The organism is Bradyrhizobium sp. CCBAU 51765, from assembly GCF_015291725.1.
GTDB classification, from domain to species: Bacteria; Pseudomonadota; Alphaproteobacteria; order Rhizobiales; family Xanthobacteraceae; genus Bradyrhizobium; species Bradyrhizobium liaoningense.
Window position 1 is genome coordinate 5744905 of the sequence record NZ_CP030038.1, and the last position, 23298, is coordinate 5768202.

At 65.5% G+C, this 23298-nt stretch carries 18 protein-coding genes; 8 read left to right on the top strand and 10 right to left on the bottom strand.

All coding sequences use genetic code 11. The annotated features are described in order from the left end of the window. Positions 1-7: 7 nt before the first annotated feature. Positions 8-703 (bottom strand): zf-HC2 domain-containing protein, encoded by a 696-nt coding sequence (locus XH96_RS27280; RefSeq protein WP_061878043.1) that lies wholly within the window; start codon positions 701-703, stop codon positions 8-10. Next, complete coding sequence (locus XH96_RS27285) at positions 700-1269, bottom strand: sigma-70 family RNA polymerase sigma factor (protein ID WP_028176705.1); 570 nt, start codon at positions 1267-1269, stop codon at positions 700-702. The genes XH96_RS27280 and XH96_RS27285 overlap by 4 nt, the downstream gene beginning before the upstream one ends. A 432-nt stretch (positions 1270-1701) precedes the next feature. Between XH96_RS27285 and XH96_RS27290 the strand changes: the two genes are divergently transcribed. Together XH96_RS27290 and XH96_RS27295 are read left to right on the top strand one after the other, a co-directional pair. Next, positions 1702-2859, top strand: a complete 1158-nt coding sequence (locus XH96_RS27290) for a GGDEF domain-containing protein (protein ID WP_194388487.1) — start codon at positions 1702-1704, stop codon at positions 2857-2859. 63 nt (positions 2860-2922) lie between these two features. Further along, complete coding sequence (locus XH96_RS27295; protein WP_194388488.1) at positions 2923-4026, top strand: DUF2336 domain-containing protein; 1104 nt, start codon at positions 2923-2925, stop codon at positions 4024-4026. Positions 4027-4037: 11 nt separating this feature from the next. Here the strand turns inward: XH96_RS27295 and XH96_RS27300 are convergent, their stop codons facing one another. Both XH96_RS27300 and XH96_RS27305 read right to left on the bottom strand, forming a co-directional pair. Next, positions 4038-4676: an NrsF family protein gene (locus XH96_RS27300; RefSeq protein WP_194388489.1), complete on the bottom strand. Its 639-nt coding sequence runs from the start codon at positions 4674-4676 to the stop codon at positions 4038-4040. 2 nt (positions 4677-4678) lie between these two features. Beyond that, positions 4679-5224 carry a sigma-70 family RNA polymerase sigma factor gene (locus XH96_RS27305; RefSeq protein WP_194388490.1) on the bottom strand — a complete coding sequence of 182 codons (546 nt, stop codon included), beginning with the start codon at positions 5222-5224 and terminating at the stop codon, positions 4679-4681. 291 nt (positions 5225-5515) lie between these two features. On the opposite strand from XH96_RS27305, the gene XH96_RS27310 reads away from it, so the two are divergent. The 4 genes from XH96_RS27310 to XH96_RS27325 all read left to right on the top strand — a co-directional run bounded on the left by XH96_RS27310 (position 5516) and on the right by XH96_RS27325 (position 9871). Then, on the top strand, positions 5516-6184 hold the full coding sequence (locus XH96_RS27310; protein WP_194388491.1) for a hypothetical protein: 669 nt from the start codon (positions 5516-5518) through the stop codon (positions 6182-6184). Between the two features lie 143 nt (positions 6185-6327). Next, the gene (locus XH96_RS27315; protein WP_194388492.1) at positions 6328-7107 is read left to right on the top strand and encodes an enoyl-CoA hydratase; all 780 of its coding nucleotides are present in this window, start codon (positions 6328-6330) and stop codon (positions 7105-7107) included. A 186-nt stretch (positions 7108-7293) separates the two neighbouring features. Continuing rightward, positions 7294-8724, top strand: coding sequence for a TolC family outer membrane protein (locus XH96_RS27320; protein ID WP_194388493.1), 1431 nt, complete (start codon positions 7294-7296; stop codon positions 8722-8724). A gap of 184 nt (positions 8725-8908) precedes the next feature. Next, positions 8909-9871: an amidohydrolase family protein gene (locus tag XH96_RS27325; RefSeq protein ID WP_194388494.1), complete on the top strand. Its 963-nt coding sequence runs from the start codon at positions 8909-8911 to the stop codon at positions 9869-9871. Positions 9872-9874: 3 nt separating this feature from the next. On the opposite strand, the gene XH96_RS27330 is transcribed toward XH96_RS27325, so the two are convergent. From XH96_RS27330 to XH96_RS27340, 3 genes are all read right to left on the bottom strand, one after another. Further along, positions 9875-12991, bottom strand: a complete 3117-nt coding sequence (locus XH96_RS27330) for an efflux RND transporter permease subunit (RefSeq protein WP_194388495.1) — start codon at positions 12989-12991, stop codon at positions 9875-9877. A 29-nt stretch (positions 12992-13020) separates the two neighbouring features. Continuing rightward, positions 13021-14265 carry an efflux RND transporter periplasmic adaptor subunit gene (locus XH96_RS27335; RefSeq protein WP_194388496.1) on the bottom strand — a complete coding sequence of 415 codons (1245 nt, stop codon included), beginning with the start codon at positions 14263-14265 and terminating at the stop codon, positions 13021-13023. Positions 14266-14409: 144 nt separating this feature from the next. Further along, positions 14410-15810, bottom strand: coding sequence for a CoA transferase (locus XH96_RS27340; protein WP_194388497.1), 1401 nt, complete (start codon positions 15808-15810; stop codon positions 14410-14412). Positions 15811-15948: 138 nt separating this feature from the next. Between XH96_RS27340 and XH96_RS27345 the strand changes: the two genes are divergently transcribed. Continuing rightward, positions 15949-16236: a hypothetical protein gene (locus XH96_RS27345; protein WP_061878054.1), complete on the top strand. Its 288-nt coding sequence runs from the start codon at positions 15949-15951 to the stop codon at positions 16234-16236. Positions 16237-16436: 200 nt separating this feature from the next. Next, positions 16437-17207, top strand: a complete 771-nt coding sequence (locus XH96_RS27350) for an SDR family NAD(P)-dependent oxidoreductase (RefSeq protein WP_194388498.1) — start codon at positions 16437-16439, stop codon at positions 17205-17207. 252 nt (positions 17208-17459) lie between these two features. On the opposite strand, the gene XH96_RS27355 is transcribed toward XH96_RS27350, so the two are convergent. The 3 genes from XH96_RS27355 to XH96_RS27365 are packed head-to-tail and all read right to left on the bottom strand — an operon-like array spanning position 17460 to position 23285. After that, on the bottom strand, positions 17460-21008 hold the full coding sequence (locus XH96_RS27355; protein WP_194388499.1) for an error-prone DNA polymerase: 3549 nt from the start codon (positions 21006-21008) through the stop codon (positions 17460-17462). Further along, positions 21005-22600: a DNA polymerase Y family protein gene (locus XH96_RS27360; protein WP_194388500.1), complete on the bottom strand. Its 1596-nt coding sequence runs from the start codon at positions 22598-22600 to the stop codon at positions 21005-21007. The genes XH96_RS27355 and XH96_RS27360 overlap by 4 nt, the downstream gene beginning before the upstream one ends. Continuing rightward, on the bottom strand, positions 22497-23285 hold the full coding sequence (locus XH96_RS27365) for an ImuA family protein (protein ID WP_194388501.1): 789 nt from the start codon (positions 23283-23285) through the stop codon (positions 22497-22499). Before XH96_RS27365 ends, XH96_RS27360 begins: the two co-directional genes overlap by 104 nt. Between the last annotated feature and the right edge of the window lie 13 nt (positions 23286-23298).

Genomic DNA, 23298 nt, shown 5'->3' on the forward strand with positions numbered 1-23298 from the left:
GGCGCGCCTAGGGCGCCGCGACGGCGAGGTTGACGACCTTCTCGCGCTGCATCCTGCCGAGCAGCGAGGCGAGTTCGTCCTGGCTCATCGCCTTGTCGAACTGGAGGCGGAACATGCCGCCCTTGGCGTCGCCGATGATCGAAGCCTGATAGCTGTCGAGCAGCGCGGTGATGTCGGCGACGCGTGCCTCCGGCGTGAATCGCACCAGCGCGCGCGCCGGGGCGGCCGTGCTGCCAAATTCGCGTGTGATCGGGGCGCTGGTCGAGAGCGAAGCCGTCTGGAAGGTCGCCGGCTGGTTTCTCATCAGCACGGCGCCGATGATACCGGCCTGCAGCACGAGCGCGACAGCGCCGAGGCCCGCCGACCACGCCAGCGTGCGCGGCGACAGGCTCGCGAAGAAGGTCGAGATGCGCGCCGACAGCGGCAACGAGGCGCTCGCCCGCGCCGGCTCAGCGTCGATCGCGGCGAACAGCTTCTGCATCGCCCGCGCCGACGGAGCCCCAAGGCTCTCGTTCAGATGGATGGTCTCTTCGTACTCGCCGCGGATCACGGCATATTGCCTGGCAAGCTCGGGATCGCGCGCCAGCGCTTCCTCGACGCGGCGCGCATCGCGCGCGCTCAGCGTACCGGCGGCGTGCCACGGCAGCAGCAGTTCAATCTCACTGGGCTCTTGCTCCAGCATCTTCTTGCTCAACGCCATCATGGCCAGCCTCGCTCAACGCCGGCTGCCTTCAGCAGTTCGGCCAATTTCTTGCGCGCATAGAACAAGCGCGTCTTCACAGTGTTCTCGGGAATTCCGACGATCCCGGCCACCTCCTCCACGGACTTCTCGTGGTAGTAGACGAGATCAACGATTTCCCGGTGTTCCGGCGAGAGGCCCGTCAGACACTCCCGCAACGCCTCACTGGTGTCCTTCTTCTGCACCACCGTTTCCGGATCGTCGGACGTGTCCTCGATCGCGTTCGCGGCTTCTTCGTCCAGTTCGAAATCCTTCCTGCGCCGGAGCGCAGACAGGGCCTTGAACCGGGTGATTGCCAGCAGCCAGGTGGAAACCGCCGATCGGCCCTCGAACTTGCCGGCTTGACGCCAGACGTCGAGAAACACCTCGCTGATGAGGTCTTCCGCCGCCTGCTCGTCCCGCACGAGCCGCAGTCCGAACCTGTAAACCCTGACATGGTGCCGCCCGTACAGCACCTGCATGGCGAGCCGGTCACCTTGGGCGATCCTGGCAATCAGGACCTCGTCGGAAGCCGCTTGTGTCACACTCAATGGCCGTCTCGCAAAGTTGGTCGGGTCGATGCGGCGGGCGGTTCGACGGGGAAGGCAAAATTGTTCAAACTACCGCAATCATCCGGGGGCAAGTGTGAGCTACCCCACACAGGCGCACTTTTATCGTCCCATCCGCGGCGGTCAGCGGTGTCAATCCAAATCGGTAACATAGTACTGAGATACTTTCCCTGCGGACGGCGTTTCCGGCACAGGCGCCGGCCTAGTCCGGTTCCATAGCAGCCCTGCACCAGGTTTGTCGCACCAAGCCCTGCTTTGGCTCGACCGCATCGCACACGATGGATCGCCGGTAAGATCGCGCGATGGCTGATCATCTTGTTCCGTGCTGCAGGGTTCGGATTCGGCTCCAAAGGATACCAAACCTAAAGGCTTGCCACGTAGATTTTTGCGCTGACATCGACCATTGGCGGGACCATGAGCACGGCCGCGACGTCCTTTCCCGAGAGGAATGCCGCAGAGGCCGCGGACCTCGTCCTCGCGCCTGAGACCGCACCCCCCGAAGTCCGGGCGCGCCGGGCCCGGCAGCGCCGCCAGATGTATATGGGCCAGGTCGCAAGCTACTCGCTTGGCGCCTCGGTCCTGCTGCTCTACGCCTATGACGGCACCATCTCGATGGGCGTTCCGTCGCTGTTCTGGATCGGCGGCCTCATCATCATCGGTACGTTCACGGTGCTGTCCGAAGCCGGCTTCGGCGACCGGTTCAAGGATCATTACCTCACCGTCTATCAGATCTCGGCGCATATGGCGCTGCAGCTGGCGTTCCTGCTCGCGGTGCCGACCGTCGGGGTCGCGTTCCTGGCCGTGTTGTTTCTGATCTTCGCGTTCGGCACGCTGCGTATGACGTCGGGGCAGGCGATGCTCACCTGGGCCCTTGCCACCTGCGGGCTCGCCGCGGTTTTCCTGGGATCGGACCTGCCGATCGGACTGCCGGTCACGACCCGGCTGCAGCGAGCCGCCTCGATGCTCTGCTTCGTGCTGGTGATCGGCCAGTGCGCCTTCCTCGGCCTGTTCGGCGCGACCCTGCGCAAGGTCCTGTACCGGCGCAGCATCGAACTGAAGGCGGCCTATCAGCGCATCGAGGAACTCGCCGAGCTCGACGAACTCACCGGCGCCTACAACCGCCGCTGCATCACGCGGCTTCTCGACGCCGAGATCGAAAAGTCGCGGCAGGCATCCACGCCGTGCGCGATCGCGCTGATCGATCTCGACTGGTTCAAGCGCATCAACGACGCCTACGGCCATCCCGTCGGCGACGAGGTGCTGCGCACCTTCGCGATCACCATTTTCGCCAACATCCGCCCGGCCGACAGTTTCGGCCGATACGGCGGCGAGGAATTCCTGCTGCTGCTGCCGGGCATGCCGGGCGACGCCGCGCAGCGCATGCTGGAGCGGTTGCGCGGCATCGTCGCCGATCTCGACTGGAGCGCGTTCTCTCCGGGCATGCGGGTGACCATTTCCGCGGGCGTCGCGACGCTGCGCGACACTGATACTGCCGACACGTTTCTCGCGCGCGCCGACCGCGCGCTCTATTCCGCCAAGGCGCAAGGGCGCAACTCCATTGTGACGAACTGACCAATCCATTTTCTCCCGGCGCGGCAGAAGCCGTTGCCGGGCCGAACGCTCCAGGACAGGGCAATGAGATCCAGATCCGCAAGACCATCCGAAAACCTGCTCGAGGAATTGCAGGCTGCCCTCGCTCACGGCACCGTTGCGCGCCGGGTCGAGACGCTGCGCCGCGTCACCGATCTCTTCGTGGGCAACGCTGTGGACTATTCCGACGACCACATCCGCGTGTTCGACGACGTGTTCCAATGCCTGATCGGGGAGATCGAGACGTCGGCCAGGGCGCTGCTCGCCGAACGCCTCGCACCGATCGCCGCTGCGCCGCCGAAAATCATCCGCACGCTCGCGCTCGACGAGGTCATCGAGGTCTCCGGCCCTGTGCTGTCGAAATCGGAGCGGCTGGACGAGACGACCCTGCTCGAGATCGCGCGCACCAGGGGTCAGGCGCATCTCAAGGCGATCTCGCTACGACGGATGCTGTCGGAAGCACTGACCGACGTGCTGGTGACGCGCGGCAACGAGGACGTGGTGCAGTCGACCGTCAGGAATCCGGGCGCGCGGCTTTCCGAGGGAAGTCTCACCGAACTCGTCATCCGCGCCGAGCGCGACGACGACCTCGCCAGCTGCATCGGCCTGCGGCCCGACCTGCCGCGCCATCACTATTTGAGACTGGTCGCCAAGGCATCCTCGAGCGTGCGCAGGAAGCTTGCGGCCGCGCATCCCGAGCTTGCGGATGAAGTCGCGAGCGTAGTCCAGCAAGCGGCCCAACGGGTTCGCGCTGCCGCCATGACGAAGCAGACCGAATTGGCCCGCGCGCTGGTGAAATCGCTGCACGACGACGGCCGGCTCAACGAGTTCCAGGTCACAACCTTCGCCGAGCAGGGCAAGTTCGACGAGACCAATGCGGGGCTGGCTGCACTCGCGGGCGTCGCGGTCGAGACGGCCGAGACCATGATGATCGAGAGCCGTACCGAAGGCGTGATGATCCTCGCCAAGGTCGCTGGCATGCAATGGTCGAGCGTGCGCGCCATCATCGCCATGCGCGAGAAGCTCTCCGGCGGGTCGCAGACCGACATTCTGACGCTGCGCGACAGCTATGACGCGCTGCGCCCATCGACCGCGCAGCAGGTGCTGCGCTTCCACCGCATGCAGCTGGGCGCGACGCCGGCGGAGTGAACCCGCAGGATCTAGAATCTCAGAACCTTCGATCCCACCAGCGCGCCGATCGCGGTCACCACCGCGGTCGCGAGCGTGTACCAGGTCGCGACGAACAGGGGCGAGTCGTCGGTGCAGTGCGAGGCATAGAGGGTCGCGGCGAGGCCGGCCGACACCAGCCCGGCAAGCGCTCCGGCGAGCGCGGGGCTTGACGGAGCACCGTGGCGCAGGCCGAACAGCGCCCCCGCAAGCAGCGGCAGCGACATCGCAGGGATCGCGACCAGGCACATCCTGGAGTTCTTGCCCATCAGGCGCATCGTCATCGGCATGGCCGGGGCCATCATCGCCTCGCTGCCGATCGCAACCGCCAGCAGCCCGACCGGCAGCAGCAGCAGCCAGGCCCAGCCGCGCAGCAGGGCTTCGGGACGCGACAAATGCAGGCTGACGATGATCGCGGGGATTGCGAGCGACAGCGTCACCGCGAACTTCATGTCGAAGAACGGATTGTGCATGGCGCTCATCACGTCGGCGCGCACGCCGAGAAATGTCGCAAAAAACAGGATCGAAAACGGCGCGGCCACCAGCAGCGCCATGGTCAGCACAGCGCCGACGCGTGGAGCGCGGTGCGCGTTGTCGGCTGCGAGCGAGCGAATGAGTTGATCGGTGTCCATGACTAATGGTCCCGCAGTTTGGCCGTCAGCGCGGCAAGTCCGCGATGCAGCGCGACCCGCACCGCACCCTCGCTCATCGAAAACTTCGCCGCCGTATCCTTGATCGAGGCGGCCTCGACCGCGATCGATTGCAGCACGTCGCGCTGGCGCTGCGGCAGCGTGCCCAGTTGGGCGGCGACCTCGCCAGCCGACGCGGTCTCCTGCGGCACCTCGCCCGGCAACGTCTCGGCAAAATCGTCGATGTTGACGAATACGCGCTTGCCGCGCCGGCGGAGCGCGTCGATCAGCTTGTTGCGGCCGATCGCAAACAGCCAGGGCGCGAAGGCGGCCTCGCTGTCCCAGGTGTGCCGTTTCAGATGCACCGCCAACAGAATCTCCTGCACGATATCCTCGGCCTGGTCGGGAGGCTGACCTGCCCGCGCCAACCCTCGCCTCGCGGCAGCGCGCAGCACCGGCGTGATGGCCTTCAACAGGCGATGATAGGCCGCGTCATCGCCAGCCATGGCCGACCGCATCAGGCCGGTCCATTCGTCCTCACGTCCGCGCACCCGCGCCCCTCACCATGCAATTCGGCCGCTCTTTCAATTTGTTACGCGGACACCCATCACATCACGAATTCGTGATGCACGGCCGGACGACGCGATCAATGCGGCCGCAGAGATCCCTGACGGCTCATAACACCGATCGGCCCGTACCGCATCCGGAGGCAACAATGCAACGCAATTTGCCCCGTTTTTGCCGGGTCTAGCCCGAAGATTCCCATTTTCTGCCCCGCTGTCGTCACGCCCCGGGGTCTCTGTTCGCTGCCGGGACGGGCGGAAATTGGGGAGATCGTCAACATGATGAAAGCCAGCGCACGCGCGGCCCTGATTGTCTTGGCCGGGCTTTTCTTGCAGTTCGGAGGCATTGCACAGGCGGCGCCGAATTCGGCCGCAAGCAATAAAGCGGACAGCGCGGACCAGCAGGCCGACACGGCCAAGCACCGGCGCCAAGACTCGCGCCGCACCAGCAGCAAGACGACGCAGAAATCCGACGACAAGGCCGACAAGAAGGGCGCCGCGGCACGGGCTGACGAGGCCAGGAACGGCAACAAGAACGACAACAAGGCAGGCAGTGAGGTGCCGGTGTCGAGCCAGATGCCGCCGGAGGTCGCCAATGCCAACGCGCAGCTCGCCACGGATACGCCGACTGCGGCTGCCGCCTCCGCGATGACGAACCGCGCCAACGACAATGTCCAGGCTGCAGCCGATAATACCAACGGCGCGCCGGCCGAAAGCCAGGTCGTCGCGCCCGATCAGCTCAACGACATTGATCGCGCCCTGCAACAGGAGACGCCCGGCCAGAAGGCGGTGATTGCCGCAACCGAGGCGCAGCCGCGGCCTGCGCCGGTGATGGCAAGCAGCCACCAGAGCTCGGCCTGGGACCAGAGCTCCCTGATCGGCAAGATCTTCATCGGCGTCGGCACGCTGCTGACGCTGGCGTCCGCCGCGCGGATGCTCATGGCGTGATTGCCGGCCGCTTCCCGGCCCGAGTCGGCCTGGCGGACCTCTTCCGGAACGCGCCCGTCGTCGCGTTCCGGCGGCCTGCAGCCCCTTGAAGCCCATCGCGCCAGCGGGCACATTGCCCACCCAATCAAAAGCGTGGGTGGAGCATGAGCACGTTCGAACACATCATCGTCGAAAGCAAAGGCGCGGTCGGCATCGTCAAGCTGAACCGGCCGAAGATGCTCAACGCACTCTCTTTCGGCGTCTTTCGCGAGATCGCCGCGGCGGTCGACGATCTCGAGGCCGATGATGCCATCGGCTGCATCGTCGTGACCGGCAACGAGAAGGCCTTTGCCGCCGGCGCCGACATCAAGGAGATGCAGCCCAAGGGCTTCATCGACATGTTCTCGGAGGATTTCGCCGCGATCGGCGGCGACCGCGTCGCGCGTTGCCGCAAGCCGACGATAGCGGCGGTTGCCGGCTATGCGCTGGGCGGCGGCTGCGAGCTCGCCATGATGTGCGATTTCATCATCGCTGCCGACACCGCAAAGTTCGGCCAGCCCGAGATCACGCTCGGCACCATTCCCGGCATCGGCGGTACCCAGCGCCTGACGCGCGCGATCGGCAAGTCCAAGGCAATGGACCTCTGCCTCACCGGCCGGATGATGGATGCGGCGGAAGCCGAGCGCTCGGGCCTCGTCAGCCGCATCGTACCCGCCGACAAGCTCATGGACGAAGTAATGGCGGCAGCCGAGAAGATCGCCGCGATGTCGCGCCCTGCGGCCGCGATGGCCAAGGAAGCGGTGAATCGCGCCTTCGAGACCACGCTCGCCGAGGGCATGAGCGTCGAGCGCAACCTGTTCCACTCGACTTTCGCGCTCGAGGACCGCTCCGAGGGCATGGCTGCGTTCATCGAGAAGCGCAAGCCGGTGAACAAGAACCGGTAAGGCAAACCGGTCAGGCTGGCGTAAGGCTCTGCCGCGTTCCTACAGAATGCTGTGACGGAGCTGCAACAAGCACGGATTTCATGGGGGTTTCCCCCGCGGCAGTTTGCCTGCGGGACCTCGGCTGGTTTAACAGTTAAGAGGACCGCCGTCGGCGGGGGCGGACAGCCGGGAATTTCGCGGGAACATATGATTGGGCGTATCGCCAGAGCTGGTCGCGGGGTGACGCGGCATCGATCGGGCGTGGGTCCCGCGTTTGCGACATGGGCCACGCTGGCGCTCTCGTGCGCCCTGCCCTCCGCCGCCTGGGCCGAAGCCCTGCCGGAGGCGCTGGCCAAGGCCTACCAGACCAACCCGCAGCTCAATGCCGAGCGCGCGCGCCAGCGCGCGACCGACGAGAACGTGCCGCAGGCGCTCGCCGGCTATCGGCCGCAGATCGTGGCCAGCCTCAGCGCCGGCCTGCAATCGGTGCGCAATCTGTTGCCCGACAACACCATCCAGACCGCCAACCTGAAACCCTGGATCATCGGCGTCACCGTGACGCAGACCCTGTTCAACGGTTTCCGCACCGCCAACAGCGTGCGGGCCGCCGAACTCCAGGTGCAGTCGGGACGCGAGGCACTGCGCAATGTCGGCCAGGGCGTCCTGCTCGATGCGGTCACCGCCTACACCAACGTGCTCGCCAACCAGTCCCTGGTCGAGGCACAGCGCTCCAACGTCGCCTTCCTGCGCGAAACACTTTCTGTCACCCAGCGCCGCCTCAACGCCGGCGATGTCACGCCGACCGACACCGCGCAGGCCGAGGCTCGTCTCAACCGCGGCCTTGCCGACCTCAACGCGGCCGAGGTCGCTCTCGCCGTCAGCCAGGCGACCTATGCGCAGGTGATCGGCAACGCGCCATCGCAGCTTCGGCCCGCCGAGGCCGTCGACCGCTACCTGCCGAAGAGCCGCGAAGACGCCGTGACGATGGCGATCCGCCAGCATCCGGCGGTGATGGCCGCAAGCTTCGACGTCGATGTCGCCTCCACCAACATCCGCATCGCCGAAGGCACGCTGCTGCCGAGCGCCAGCATCCAGGGCAGCGCAAGCAAGAGCCGCAACAACGACCCGACGCTAGGCACCTTTGCCGAAGACCAGGCCTCGATCGTCGCCAACGTCACCGCGCCGATCTACGACGGCGGTCAGGCTGCGGCACAGACCCGGCAGGCCAAGGAGATCACGGCACAGAGCCGGCTCGTGCTCGACCAGGTGCGCAACCAGGCGCGCACGGCGGTGGTCAGCGCATGGGTTGCCAATGAAGGTGCCAAGGTCACGGTCTCGGCCTCGGAGTCCGAGGTGAAGGCGGCGACCGTCGCACTCCAGGGCGTGCAGCGTGAGGCGTCCGGCGGACAGCGCACGACCGTGGACGTCTTGAACTCGCAAGCCGATCTGATCCAGGCCAAGGCCCGCCTCATCGGCGCGCAACGCGACCGCGTGATCGCCTCCTACACGCTGCTCAGCGCCATCGGCCATCTCGACGTCAAGACGCTGAACCTGAACACGCCGGACTACCTGCCCGAGGTGCATTACCACCAGGTCCGCGACGCCTGGCACGGCCTGCGTACGCCGTCGGGGCAGTAGCAGCCGACGCGCGGCGTCTGCAAAGCTCTCCGCACCGCTCGCCGTCTCGACGGTGCCCGGTCGGACGGGTTGACGGCTCACGTCCGCTTGCAGGCCTTGTTGAGCAGCTATGCAGCCAGGCGCAGCAGCTGCCCCGGCGGATCTGATACCGTCCTAGCCGCATTTCCAAAGAACGAGGGAAGCCATGCTCAACCGACGCAGCATCCTGCTTGCCTCCCTTGCCGCCGGAGTAGCCATGACCAGAAAAGCCCGCGCCCGTGCGGCGCAACCCGCAACGCCGATCAATTTCGACATCCCGGCGCATGCCTGCGACTGCCACACCCACATTCACGGCGATCCTGAAAGGTTTCCGTTCTTCGCCGGGCGCGTCTATACGCCGGAGCCTGCGAGCCCCGACGAAATGGCGGCGCTGCACAAGGCGCTGCATGTCGAGCGCGTGGTGATCGTGACGCCGAGCGTCTACGGCACTGACAATTCCTCCACCTTGTTCGGCATGAAGGCGCGTGGCGCGACCGCGCGCGGGGTCGCCGTGATCGACGACAAGACCACGGAAGCGGAGCTCGATGCCATGCAGGTGCAAGGCTTCCGCGGCATCCGCATCAATCTGGCGACCGGGAGCATCAACGATCCCAATGTCGGCCGCGCCCGCTTCACCACGGCTGTCGAGCGCATGAAGGCGCGCGGCTGGCATGTGCAGCTCTACACGACGCCGGCGATGATCTCGGCGATCAAGGATCTCGTGCTGGCATCGCCCGTGCCCGCCGTGTTCGACCATTTCGGCGGGCTCGAGGCCTCATTTGGGCTGGAGCAGCCGGGATTTGCCGATCTGGTCACACTCGTCGAGTCCGGCAAGGCCTATGTGAAGATCTCCGGCGCCTATCGCTCGTCGAAGCTCGCGCCCGACTATCAGGACATGGTGCCCTATGCGCGCGCGCTGATCGCGGCCAATGCGGACCGCATCGTCTGGGGCACCGACTGGCCGCATCCGGATTCCAGCCGCGTCGAGGGACGCAAGCCCACCGACATCGCTCCTTTCTATCAGATCGACGACGGCCGCCTGCTCAACCAGCTTCCGGTGTGGGCGCCGGATGCGGAGGTGCGCAAGAGGATCCTGGTCGACAATCCGGCGCGGCTCTATGGATTCTGACGGTCAGCGCGCGCGGCGGGAAAAGAACGAGATCAGGACCGGCAAGGTCACCAGTATCACGAGCGGCGCCAGCATCATGCCGGTGACGACGACGACCGCGAGCGGCTTCTGCACCTGCGAGCCGATGCCTTCCGATAGCGCCGCCGGCAACAGGCCGACGCCCGCGACGACGCAGGTCATCAGCACGGGGCGGAGCTGAAGCTCGCCGGTGCGGACCACCGCGCTCATGCGGTCCATGCCCTCTTCGATGAGCTGGTTGAACTGCGAGAGGATGATGATGCCATCCATCACGGCGATGCCGAACAGCGCGATGAAACCGATTGCCGCGGAGACGCTGAACGCCGTGCCGGAGATCAGCAGGCCCAGCACGCCGCCGAAGATCGCCATCGGAATCACGCTCATCGCGAGCAACGTGTCGGTCATCGAGCCGAAATTGAACCAGAGCAGGACGCCGATCAGCGCCAGCGAGATCGGCACCACGATCGACAGCCGCCGGATCGCGTCCTGGAGATTGCCGAACTCGCCGACCCACTCCATGTGCGAGCCCGGCGGCAGCTGCACCTGCTCGGCGATCTTGTCCTGCGCCTCGCGGATGGCGCTGCCGAGATCGCGCTCGCGCACCGAGAACTTGATCGGCAGATAGCGCTCCTGCTGCTCGCGATAGATATAGGCCGCGCCGGAGACGAGGCTGATGGTGGCGACCTCGCTCAGGGGAATCTGCGTGACGGTGCCGTTGGGCCCGGGCGCGCCGATCCGCAAATTCTGGATCGCCTCGGCACTCCGGCGGTATTCCGGCGCGAGGCGAACGATGATCGGGAAGTGGCGGTCGCTTCCGGGCTCGTAAAGGTCGCCGGCGGTGTCGCCGCCGATTGCGACCTTGATGGTGGCGTTGATGTCGCCCGGCGCAAGGCCGTAGCGCGCGGCCTTGGCGCGGTCGATGTCGATCTGGATGGTCGGCTGCCCCAGCGAGGTGAACACGGCAAGGTCGGTGACGCCCTGTACGGTGGCCAGCACCGATTTGATCTTGTTGGCGGTGTCGGTCAGCGCCTGGAGGTCGCTGCCGAACAGCTTGATCGAGTTCTCGCCTTTCACGCCGGAGACGGCTTCGGAGACGTTGTCCTGGAGGTATTGCGAGAAGTTGAACTCGACGCCGGGAAAGCGGTCGTCGAGCTGCTTGAGCAGTTGCGCGGTCAGCTCTTCCTTGTCGTGCGTGCCGGGCCACTGGCTCACGGGCTTGAGCGGCGCGAAGAACTCGGCATTGAAGAAGCCGGCGGCGTCGGTGCCGTCATCGGGACGGCCGTGCTGCGACACGACGGACTCGACCTCCGGCCGGGCGCGGATCAACTTGCGCATCTCGTTAACGTAGCTGTTGCCTTCGTGGAGCGAGATGGTCGGCGGCAGCGTGGCACGGATCCAGAGATTGCCCTCCTCCAGCTTCGGCAGGAATTCGAGGCCGAGCAGCCGGCTGAGCGCCACCGTCGTCAGCACGAGGCCGACCGCACCGCCGAGGACGATGTTGCGATTGGCGACCGCCCAATGCAGCAGCGGCGAGTACAACCGGTGCAGGATGAGCATTACCTTGGTCTCGGTTTCCTCGACATGCGCGGGCAGGATGATCGCGGACAGCGCCGGCGTGACGGTGAAGGTCGCAAGGAGCCCACCGGCGAGCGCATAGGCATAGGTGCGGGCCATCGGCCCGAAGATGTTGCCCTCGACCCCGGACAGCGTGAACAGCGGCAGGAAGGCCGCGATGATGATCGCCGCGGCGAAGAAAATCGAGCGCGAGACGTCGGCGGCCGCGCTGAGGATGGCATGGCTCTTCATGCCGAACAGCATCTCGGGCGACGTGTGCTCGGATTCCGAGATCGGCGTCGTCTGCGTCAGGCGGCGGAAGATCGCCTCCACCATGATGACGGTGGCGTCGACGATCAGGCCGAAATCGATGGCGCCGACCGACAACAGGTTTGCCGATTCCCCGCGCAGCACCAGGATGATCACGGCGAAGAACAGCGCGAACGGAATGGTGGCGCCGACGATCAGCGCGCTGCGGAGATTGCCGAGGAATATCCACTGCAACAGCACGATCAGCAGGATGCCGACCACCATGTTGTGCAGCACGGTGTGGGTGGTGAGATCGATCAGGTCCTTACGGTCGTAGATGCGTTCGATGCGCACGCCCGGCGGCAGAATGGTGGAGTTGTTGATCTGCTGAACGAGCTGCTCGACGCGCTTGATGGTCGGCGAGCTCTGTTCGCCGCGGCGCATCAGGACGATTCCCTGCACGATGTCGTCGGTTTCGTCGAGGCCGGCGATGCCGAGACGCGGCTTCTGGCCGACGGTGACGGTTGCGACGTCCTTGACCAGCACCGGATTGCCGCCGGTCTGCGCCACCATGGTGTTGGCGAGGTCGTCGATCGAGCGGATCAGGCCGACGCCCCGCACCACGGCCGATTGCTGGCCGATATCGACGGTGTTGCCGCCGACATTGACGTTTGAATTGCCGACGGCCTGGAGCAATTGCGGCAGCGTCAGGCCGTTGGCGACCAGCTTGTTGAAGTCGACCTGGAGCTCGTAGGTCTTGCTCTTGCCGCCCCAGCCGGTGACGTCGATGACGCCGGGCACGGCGCGGAAACGGCGCTGGAGAATCCAGTCCTGGATGGTCTTGAGGTCGAGCACGCTGTAATTGGGCGGGCCGACCAGGCGGTAACGGAAGATCTCTCCGATCGGGCTGAGCGGCGAGATTTGCGGCTGCACGTTGCCCGGCAGCGGCGCGAGCTGCGCCAGGCGGTTCAGCACCTGCTGCAACGCCTCGTCATAGGTGTAGGCGAAGGAGAACTGGAGTTTGACGTCGGAGAGGCCGTAGAGCGAGATGGTGCGGATGGTGGTGAGATTCTTCAGACCCGCGACCTGGGTCTCGATCGGAATCGTGATGTAGCGCTCGATCTCCTCCGCCGACAGGCCCGGACTTTGCGTCACGATGTCGACCATCGGCGGGGTCGGATCGGGATAGGCCTCGATGTTGAGCTGGTTGAACGCGATGAGGCCGCCGATCAGCACGGCGGCGAACATCCCGACCATCAGGAAGCGCCGGTCGACGGCGAAGGCAACGAGACGATCCATTCAGGTCTTCAATTTCTTGGGGTCGTCGATCAGCTGCCGGAGGCTGCACGGTCGATGAACAGGCTGCCTTTGGTGACGATCTGCTCGCCGGGCTTGAGATTGCCGGTGACCTCGACGAGGTCGCCGTTGATGAGGCCGATCCTGATCTTGCGCAGCTCGACCGACTTGTCCTCGCGCGCGACCCAGATGCGGACGTTGTCGGCTTCGTAGATCAACGCCTGCTTCGGCACTGCCGGCGCGGCGCGGTCCCCGGCCGAATAGATCGTGACGTTGGCGAACATCTCCGGCTTCAACAGGCCGTCCTTGTTGTCGATGGTGGCGCGAACCAGAAGGCGGCGGGTGGCGGGGTCGATCGCGGCGGCGACGTAGTTGATCCGGGCGGTGAACGGACGGCCCGGCAGCGCCATCACGTTGACGGTGATGTCCTGCCCGATGCACACCGCGGCCGCGTCGCTCTCGCGCACGAAGGCGGTGAGCCAGACCGTGGAGAGATCGCCGATGACGAAGACCGGGTCGCTGGCGCCGGAATTGACGTACTGCCCGGGGCCGATCTTTCGCTGCACGACCGTGCCGGAGATCGGCGAATAGATCGTGACCTCCCGATTGATCGTGCCCTTGTCCTGGAACGCCTTGATGGTCTCGTCGGTGAAGCCGAGGATGCGCAGCTTGTTGCGCGCGGCTTCCAGCGCCGTCGCCGAGGAGCGCATGTCGTTCTGCGCCTGGACCTGGGTTGTTTCCGCCTGCTGATAGTCCTTCAGCGGAATGGCGTGTCCCTCATAAAGATCCTTGGCGCGCTTGAACTGGATGTCGGAGAGTTCGAGCGCCGACTTCGCCTTGTTCTGAGAGGTCATCGCCGCGATGAAATCGTTCTGGGCCTGCACGGTGTCGGCGGCCTCGATCGTAAACAGCGGTTGACCTTGCTTCAGCATCTCGCCCGGCTTGGCCAGCAGCTTGGTGACCCGGCCCGCATAGGGCGAGAACACCGGCGTCGAGCGGTCCTCGTCGACCGCGACCTTGCCCTCGGTGACATACTCGGCTCGGAAGCTCTTGGCCTTGACCGGCTCGATCGTCAGCGTCGCCCATTCGGACGGCGTGGGCGTGAAGGTCTGCGCATTCCTGCGCGACTGGCTGGAGATCTCGGAGTGCTTTTTTTGCTTTGGCCCGGAAGAAAGGAAGCCATAGGCACCGGCACCTGCAAGAGCAAGTAGAACTACGGATGCGATCACCCGTCGTTTTGTAAGCACCTGCGATCGTTTGGTCTTTTCAACTACCATGGGCCCGGTCGTGTCTGCGACGATCTCGGCAAACGATTGCCTCATCGGTCGCGCTAATAGTGCCGAATTAGGATTTCAAACAACCTAAAAAACGCTGAGCCTCTTGCGGTTTGCGTTAAAGTTTTGCGACGTGTCAGCTTCATGTCAGCTTCGTGCAGGCCATTGTGCAGGGTGACTGCCGAGTGGCATCGCGGGACGGGCCCATTGTACCGGCGTCTTCGACAGCACTGCCGAATGACGCACCGCCTTCAACCTGCCGAAGCCAGATGGCATGTCTTCGATGAACGCAGCATGTACGGTCTCGCCCGTAAGATCCGGGGTATCCAGTCCGCTGTCGAGCCGACCGAGATTCCACAACCATCGCCCGGTCTGCGCCAGCGAGACGCGCACGTGCCAGCTGCCGCCTTCGCGGGCCTGGCGCGCCCTGGCCATCATCGCGCCGAACGCCATCAGATAGCCGGTGGCGTGATCGAGGATTTGCGCCGGCAATTCCCTGGGAGCATCGATGCCGGCGGCCTGGCCTTCGGCATGATTGAAGCCGGTCGTCGTCTGCACCAGCGAGTCGAAGCCGCGCCGCTCGGCCCAGGGGCCGGTGTGGCCATAGGCCGACAAAGTGACATAGACGATGCCGGGATTGATTTGCGCTGCGTCCTCCGGCGCGAAGCCGAGAGCGGCAAGCGCACGCGGACGATAGCCTTGCGAGAAGATGTCGGCGTCCTTCAGCAGTTCGCGCAACTGCGCGCGCCCGTCCTCGCTCTTCAACTCGATGAAGGTGGTGAGCTTGCCGCGGCCGGTGTCGATGGTGAGCCAGGGAATGGCGGGCAGTTCCGGCCCTGACACCAGCAGCACGTCCGCGCCGTGCGCAGCGAGCGTGCGGCCGGCGACGGGGCCCGCGATGACGCGAGAGAGATCGAGCACACGAAGACCTGAGAGCGGACGATCGCCTTTTGGCCACGGCTTCGGCGGCGCCTCGCCGATCCTCTCGATCGAGACTAGCGGCAATTGCGCGAGCGCACGCGCCTGCGGCAAGACGGACCATTCGTCGTACGATCGCAGCAGGGCGACGACACCGCCTGCGGCGTAAGCCGCAGTCTCGAAATCCTCCCCCTTCCAATGCATCAACGCCGCCTGCACCTTCTCGCGCTCCGCAGCGCAGCCGAGCACCTCGCAGACGGCGTCGCGGTGGTGCGGGAAATTGGTGTGGCAGCGGACGAAGCGGCCATCGCCGGTCCTGTAAACGCCGGCGATCGCGTCCCAGGCCGGCGGGGGCGGCTTGTCGTCGACGCGCAAATAGCGCTCGGAACGACATTCGGCGACGGCGTGGCGCATGTCGACGGAGACGTCCTGCACCTCGCCGCTGCGCAGTCGCCAGATTTCGGCGGCGGCGAGCCCCGCGGCAGCTATCGTCGTCTGGCCGGCGACGGCGACACGAAACGAGCATGGGATTTGTGGCTCGGTGCCGGTCAGCCGCACGCGATCGAGCGGACCCGCATCGCCGCCGGCGGAAGTCCAGATATCCTTCAGAATGTCGGCGGGGCTTTGCATGGCCGTGCCCTCCCTTGAAGCTCGAGCATGATCTCCGCGCAAACGCGGTCCGCGTCTGTCGCGATGGAAAACGGCTGCACACCTTTCCGGATCATGCTCTAATTTTCGCGACCATTCATCAGCACAAGAAGGAATGCAATGGCCGCCATCGATCCCCTCACCGCAGGCGCCGTGTTCATCGCGACGGCGGCCACCGACGCGGTCTATGTCATGTTCACCTCGGCGGTGATCGCGCGCAAGCGCGTGCCGGCGGCGAACTGGAGCGCGGTCTGGTACCTGCTCTCCTCCTACGCGGTGATCAGCTACACCGATAACGCGCTCTACGTCGCGTTCGCGGCGATCGGCTCCTGGGCCGGCGCCTATGCGTCGCTGACCTTCCTGCACCGCCCGCCCGGCGGTCCGCCCGTGGGGGCGGCACCGGAGTGAGGTCTCTCCGCGTCATTGCGAGGAGCCCTTGCGACGAAGCAATCCAGACCGTTGCTGCGGATGCAGTCTGGATTGCTTCGCGGAGCCTGTCATCGGGCCGCGCTTTGCGCGGACCCGGTGGCTCGCAATGACGACGTGGAGGCTTCTGGGCGTCTCTCGAAGCAGCTACAGTCCCTGCGATCAATCAAAAGGAGCCAACAATGGATCTCGGTCTCAAAGGCAAGAACGCCATCGTCCTCGGCGGCACGCGCGGCATCGGGCGGGCGATTGCGGCGACGCTGGCCGATGAAGGCGCCAATGTTGCGGTGTGCGCGCGCAACGCCGATCAGGTTGCGGCAACCGTCGCGGAGTTGAAGGCAAGCGGCATCAACGCCACCGGCGGCACGGTCGACGTCACCGACGGCGCGGCGCTGAAGGGCTGGATCGAGGCTGCTGCAAAGGAGCTCGGCGGCGTCGACATGCTGTTCTCCAATGCCGGCGCGATGGCGCAAGGCGGCGATCCCGCGTCCTGGGAGCAGAATTTCCGGCTCGACGTGCTCGGCGCCGTGCATGCGTTCGATGCCGCGCGGCCGTTCCTCGAAGCCAGCGGCACGAGCAGCGGCGATGCGGCCTTCGTGATCATCTCGTCGATCGCCGCGGCGCAGGCGGACACGGCCAGCTCCTACGGCCCGGTCAAGGCCGCGCTGATCCACATGGCCAAGGGACTGGCGCGGCAATATGCGAAGAAGAAGATCCGGATCAACGTGGTCTCGCCCGGCACGGTCTATTTCAAGGGCGGCGTCTGGGAGATGATCGAGCAGAACATGCCCGAGCGCTACAAGGATGCGATGAGCCGCAACCCGACGGGACGCATGGCAACGCCCCAGGAGATCGCGAGCGCGGCGGTGTTTCTGGCGAGCCCCGTGTCGGGATTCACGACGGGATCCAATCTCGTCGTGGATGGCGCGATCTCGAACCGGGTGAATTTTTGAGGGGCACACTGTCATCGCCCGGCTTTGGCCGGGCGATCCAGTATTCCAGAGACGGTTGTGATTGAGCCGAGGGGCCGCGGCGTACTGGATACCCGCTTTCGCGGGTATGACGACTGAGCGTGGGGCGAAAAGTACTTGTAGGGTGGGCAAAGCGAAGCGTGCCCACGACTTTTCGCGATGAACGTGGGCACGGCGCTTACGCGCCTTTGCCCACCCTCGGCAGTTGAGGATGCGGCAGGTCTCCGCGCTCCCTCAATGAAAATCCCGCGAGGGCGGCAGGATGCGGACGTTGCGGGGGTGACGGATTTTTTGGGCCGGCATGTCCGCGAGCGCGCGGGGGTCTTCGTTGAGCGGCTCGACGACGGTGGCGCCTGCCGGCACCGGATGCTTGCGACCGAGCGCATCGTTGGCGAGGCCGATCAGATCGTGCGAGCGGTCGACCATGCGTTGGGCGATGAGATGCGTCACCTTTTCGGGGCTGCTCTGGATATAACCCTCGACCAGGATGAGGCGCGCGCCCATCACCTCCTTGCGGTACTGTTCCATGATCTTGGGCCACACCACGACATTGGCGATGCCGGTTTCGTCCTCCAGCGTCATGAACACGACGCCGCTGGCGCTGCCCGGCCGCTGCCGGACCAGGACCACGCCGGCACAGCGGACGCGGCGCCGCTCGTTCTCGTGGCTGATGTCCTTGCAGGCGACGATGCGCTCGCGCGAAAACATCTCGCGCAAGAATTCCATCGGGTGGCCCTTCAGCGATAGCCGGATGGTCTGGTAGTCCGCGACCACCTGCTCGGCGCGCGGCATCACCGGCAGCGGCTCGGCGTGCTCGTCCGGCTGCTCGCGCGCGGTCGCCGCCTCGAACAGCGGCAGCGGCACGTCGTCAGGCAGCCGCCGCACCTGCCACAGCGCTTCGCGGCGATCGAGCCCGAGCGAGCGGAACGCGTCGGCATCCGCCAGCAGGATCAGCGCCCGCTTGGGCAGGCCGGTGTCGCGGGCGAAGTCCTCGAGCGAGGTGAAGGGACGGCGGTTGCGGGCGGCGATGATGCGGTCGGCCCAGTCCTGCTGAGGCATCGGCGGTGCTACACCTCTCCCATAGGGAGAGGTCGCGCCGAAGGCGCGGGTGAGGGGTGCGGTCTCTCGAGGGACCTGAGCCCCCTCACCCGATTTGCTACGCAAATCGACCTCTCCCCGTTGGGGAGAGGTGAACGGAGCCTGCGGCAAGGCCGGCCCAATCACGGAAAGTTCTTCAGGTAAATCTCGGAATGACAGCTGAGAGCGCTTCAGCCTCTCCTCATCCTCATCGAGCCAGTGAAAGCCGTCGATCTGGCGAAAGCCCAGGCGCACGGCGCAATATTTGCCGCTCCCTTCCTCCAGCGTGTTCTGCCCAAAGCTGTAGGACACGTCGATGTCGCGAACCTCGACGCCGTTCTTGCGGGCATCGCCGACGATCTGCGCCGGCGCATAAAAGCCCATCGGTTGCGAGTTCAACAAGCCGCAGCAGAAGGCATCGGGATGGTAGTGCTTCAGCCACGACGAAATGTAGACCAGTTGCGCAAAGCTCGCGGCATGGCTCTCAGGAAAACCGTAGGAGCCAAATCCCTTGATCTGGTCAAAGCAGCTCCTGGCGAAGTTGGGGTCGTAGCCGCGCGCCACCATATTGCCGATCAGCTTCTCCTCGTATTGGCCGATGGTGCCGACATTGCGGAAGGTCGCCATCGAGCGGCGCAGGCCGTTGGCTTCCTCGGACGTAAAATGCGCAGCCTCGATCGCAATGCGCATCGCCTGCTCCTGGAACAGCGGGACGCCGAGCGTCTTGTGCAGCACCTTGTAGAGCTCGTCCTTGTCGCCATGCTCCGGCGACGGCGAGGGATAGCTCACCTTCTCGAGCCCGTTCCGCCGCCGCAAATAGGGATGCACCATGTCGCCCTGGATCGGGCCCGGGCGCACGATCGCGACTTCGATGACGAGATCGTAGAAGGTCCGCGGCTTCAGGCGCGGCAGCATGTTCATCTGTGCGCGGCTCTCGACCTGGAACACGCCGAGCGACTCCCCGGCGCACAGCATGTCGTAAACCCTGGGATCGTCCTGCGGAACACTCGCCAGCACAAAACGCTCGCCCTTGTGCCGATCGATCAGATCAAAACACTTGCGGATGCAGGTCAGCATGCCGAGCGCCAGCACGTCGACCTTCATCATGCTGAGCGCATCGACGTCGTCCTTGTCCCATTCGATGAAGGTGCGATCGTCCATCGCAGCGTTGCCGATCGGCACATAGGTGTCGAGCCGGTCCTGGGTGAGCACGTAGCCGCCGACATGCTGGGAGAGATGGCGCGGGAATTCGATCAGCTCGGTCGCAAGCTCGACGGCGAGGTTGATCATGGGATTGTTCGGATCGAGCCCGGCCTGCCTGACCTGCATGTCGTTGAGGCCCTTGCCCCAGCTGCCCCAGACGGTGTCGGCGAGCGCGGCGGTGACGTCCTCGGTCAGGCCCAGCGCCTTGCCGACGTCGCGGATGGCGCTGCGCGGGCGATAATGGATGACGGTGGCGATGATCGCGGCACGATGGCGGCCGTAGCGGCGATAGACATATTGCATCACCTCTTCGCGCCGCGAATGCTCGAAATCGACGTCGATGTCGGGCGGCTCCAGTCGCTCCTTGGAGATGAAGCGCTCGAACAACAGATCGACCTTGGTCGGATCGACCGAGGTGATGCCGAGCACGTAGCACACGGCCGAGTTCGCCGCCGATCCCCGCCCCTGGCACAGGATGTTCTGGCTGCGTGCATAGTGCACGATATCGTGCACGGTGAGGAAGTAATGCGCGTATTTCAGCTCGGCGATCAGCGCGAGCTCCTTCTTCAGCGTCGCGCGCAGCTTGTCGTCGATCTTGCCGCCGAAATATTTGTCGACACCGGCCCAAGTCAGATCCTCCAGATGCCCCTGCGCGGTCTTTCCCGGCGGCACCGGTTCGTCGGGATATTGGTATTTGAGCTGGTCGAGCGAGAAGTCGATCTTGTCCGCAAAGCGCATGGTCTCCGCGATCGCATCGGGGAAATCGCGAAACAGCCGCACCATTTCTCGCGGCGGCTTCAGGAACCGCTCGGCATTGGCCTCCAGCTTCCGTCCGATCGCATCGATCGTGGTCTTTTCCCGGATGCAGGTCAGCACGTCCTGAAGGGGACGGCGCGCGGGATGGTGATAGAGTACCTCGTTGGTCGCAAGCAGCGGCACTTGGGCTTTTGCCGCGAGATCATCGAGCCGCGTCAGGCGACGCCTGTCGTCGCCGCGATAGATCAGGCTCGCTGCCAGCCACACGCCCTCGGCGCGGCTCGCCTTCAGCTTTGCGAGCACATCCAGCGCCCGCGCCGCCTCGAAACGATGCGGCAGCGTCAACACCAGGAGCTGGCCTTCCGAGAATTCCAGGAGATCGGCGAAGGTGAGACGGCACTCGCCCTTCTCGATCCGCGTGATGTCGTCGCCGCGCTTGCCCCTTGTGAGAAGCTGGCAGAGCCGGCCATAGGCCGCGCGGTCGCGCGGATAAACAAGAATGTCGGGCGTATCGTCGATGAAGACGATGCGGGCGCCGATCAACAGTTTCGGCTTGTGCAGCACCTTGTCATTGTCGAGTTCCTTGTAGGCCCGCACCACGCCCGCGAGCGTGTTGTGATCGGCAATGCCGATCACCGGAATCTCCAAAGCGCTCGCCTGATGCACATAGGCGCGCGGATCCGAGCCGCCGCGCAGGAAGGAAAAATTGGTGGTGATGCCGATCTCGGCATAAGCGGGACTGTTCATGCGAAGAGACCGTGCACATACCAGCCGGGAGACGCGGGCTTGCCGTCACCGTCGAACACCTCGCCTTCATAAAGACCGTCGCGAAAGATCCAGAAGCGCAGGCCTTCGGCATCCTCGATGCGGAAATAGTCCCGCGTCAGCTGCTTGCCGTCCTGCTGCCACCATTCCATCGCGATGCGCTCGGGCCCCTCCACCCGCACCACCGCATGCAGCGCGCGGCGCCAGGTGAATTGATGCGGCGGACCATCCGGCACGGTCGCGAACGGCACCTTGATCGGCTCCGGCTTGTCGAACAGCCGCAAGGGACGCAGCGGCGGCTCGCTCTCGGTGCGCGCGGGCCATGTGGCCTGCGTGGCGGCGGCAAGATGATGCTGCGCCGATGCAGCCAGCACCGCACGTTCGGGGATATGCGTGTCCTGCGGCAGGTGCACGACGACGCGCTTGCCGCCGATGCGGGCGGCGATGCGGTCGATCAGCGCGGCAAGCTCGTCATTGTCATGGACGTGGGCGTCGAGATCGCGCTGCTCCTGCACCACGATCTCGGTGCGGCTCGCCGACAGACGCACCATGTCGAAGCCGAAGCCGGGATCGAGGGGATCGGCGAGGGCATCGAGTCGCTCGCGGAACAGGCGATCGACAACGGCGCTACGCGTCACGGGACGCCCGGTCTCGACCGTGATCGTACGCACCACGCCGTCGGTGCGGAAGAAGGCGGCTTCCAGCCGCCGCGCGCCCTTGCCCTGCTTTTCCATCGAGGCAATCAACGTGTCCGCCAGGCGCGACAGCGTCATTGCGATCATGGTGTCGGTCGCGATCGGCTCGGCGAAGCGCTTTTCCACGATGTAATCGGGCAGCGGTTTGCGCGGGCTGATCGGCGCATCGCCCTGCCCTAGCGCATGCGCGAGCAGCGTGGAGAACCGCGCGCCGAACCGCGCGGTGATCTCGCCCGGCGCGCGCGCGGCGACATCGCCGATGGTCTTCAGGCCGGCGCGGCGCAAGCCGGTCGTGATCGCCTCGCCCGCCCCGAGTGCGGACACCGGAAACTGGTCGATCGCAGCCGCCTCTCCACCATCTGCAACGATGGTTCCCGTGGCCTGCCGCGTCAGCGTGCGCGCGCAGACCGAGGTCCCGGCAATCGCGGCGCTGACGGCAAAGCCCTGCCGGTCGAGCGCCCGGACCAGCGTCCGCAACAGCGCGGCTTCGCCGCCGAACAGATGCGCGCAGCCGGTGATGTCGAGGAACAGCCCGTGCGGCGGATCGAGCGCCACCAGCGGCGTGAAGCGGTCGCACCAGTCGGCGATGTCGCTGAGCGTCTTCGCATCGGCCACGGTATCGGCGTCGAACACACGCAAGTCCGGACACATCGCCCGCGCGTTGGCGAGCGGCTGGCCGATATACAAGCCAAGGCGCTCGGCGACCTCGTCCAGCGCATGGATCACCAGCGCATTGTTGTCCTTGATGACGACGATATCAGGCTCATGATTGGCTTTACCCAGCCCGGCGCTGCCGAAAAACCGCTGGATCCGGTCGATGGGCAGGCGCGGCAGCCACAGGCTGAGGATACGTCGACGGTTCACTGAACTGGCACTCATCACAATTCCATTCCATGATCCACCGGCCGCACGGGCCATGACGATTGCGCAACAGCTCGGCATCGAAGCGCGGCGCGCCCCAGACATCCCATGCGGAGCCCGGCGGCGAATGCGCCGCACGCAGCATCCATCGCGTTTCCGCGGTCGAGGGCAGCGGCTGCGCGGCCATGCGCAGCATCAGGCCGGTAACGCCGGAGCCCTGCGCGGCCAGCGTCAGCTTGCGGCTCGCCACCAGATCGAACTGCCTGACATCGCCCCAGAGCTCGAGCACGACGGCACCCAGCGCATCGCAGGCGAGCGCATCGGCCGAGGTGCGCAGCGCGCTCTCGACATCGGCGGCGCGCACCATCACCACGCCGCGCGGATCGAGGCCGAGTTCGGCGAGCCCGCTCATCGATAGCGCGCCGGCTTCCACTTCCGAAAAATCCTGCCGCACCCACAGCAGCGGCCGCCGCGCCGAGACGCGCCCCGCGAGACCCATGACGAAACCCGTCGCGGCCGCGCCCTGGCGCCCCTCGCAAAACACCTCGTGGACCGCCGCACGTGCAAGCCCGCCCTTCAACGCGCCGTCGGCCTCGTGATGGCCGAGCGCGACGCGATCGTGCTGATGCACGACCTCCGCGGTCTCAATGCGCTCGATCTGGCCGCGCAGGATCGCAAGCGCGCTCATACGTGCGCCGCTCATGCTTCGCCGCTCC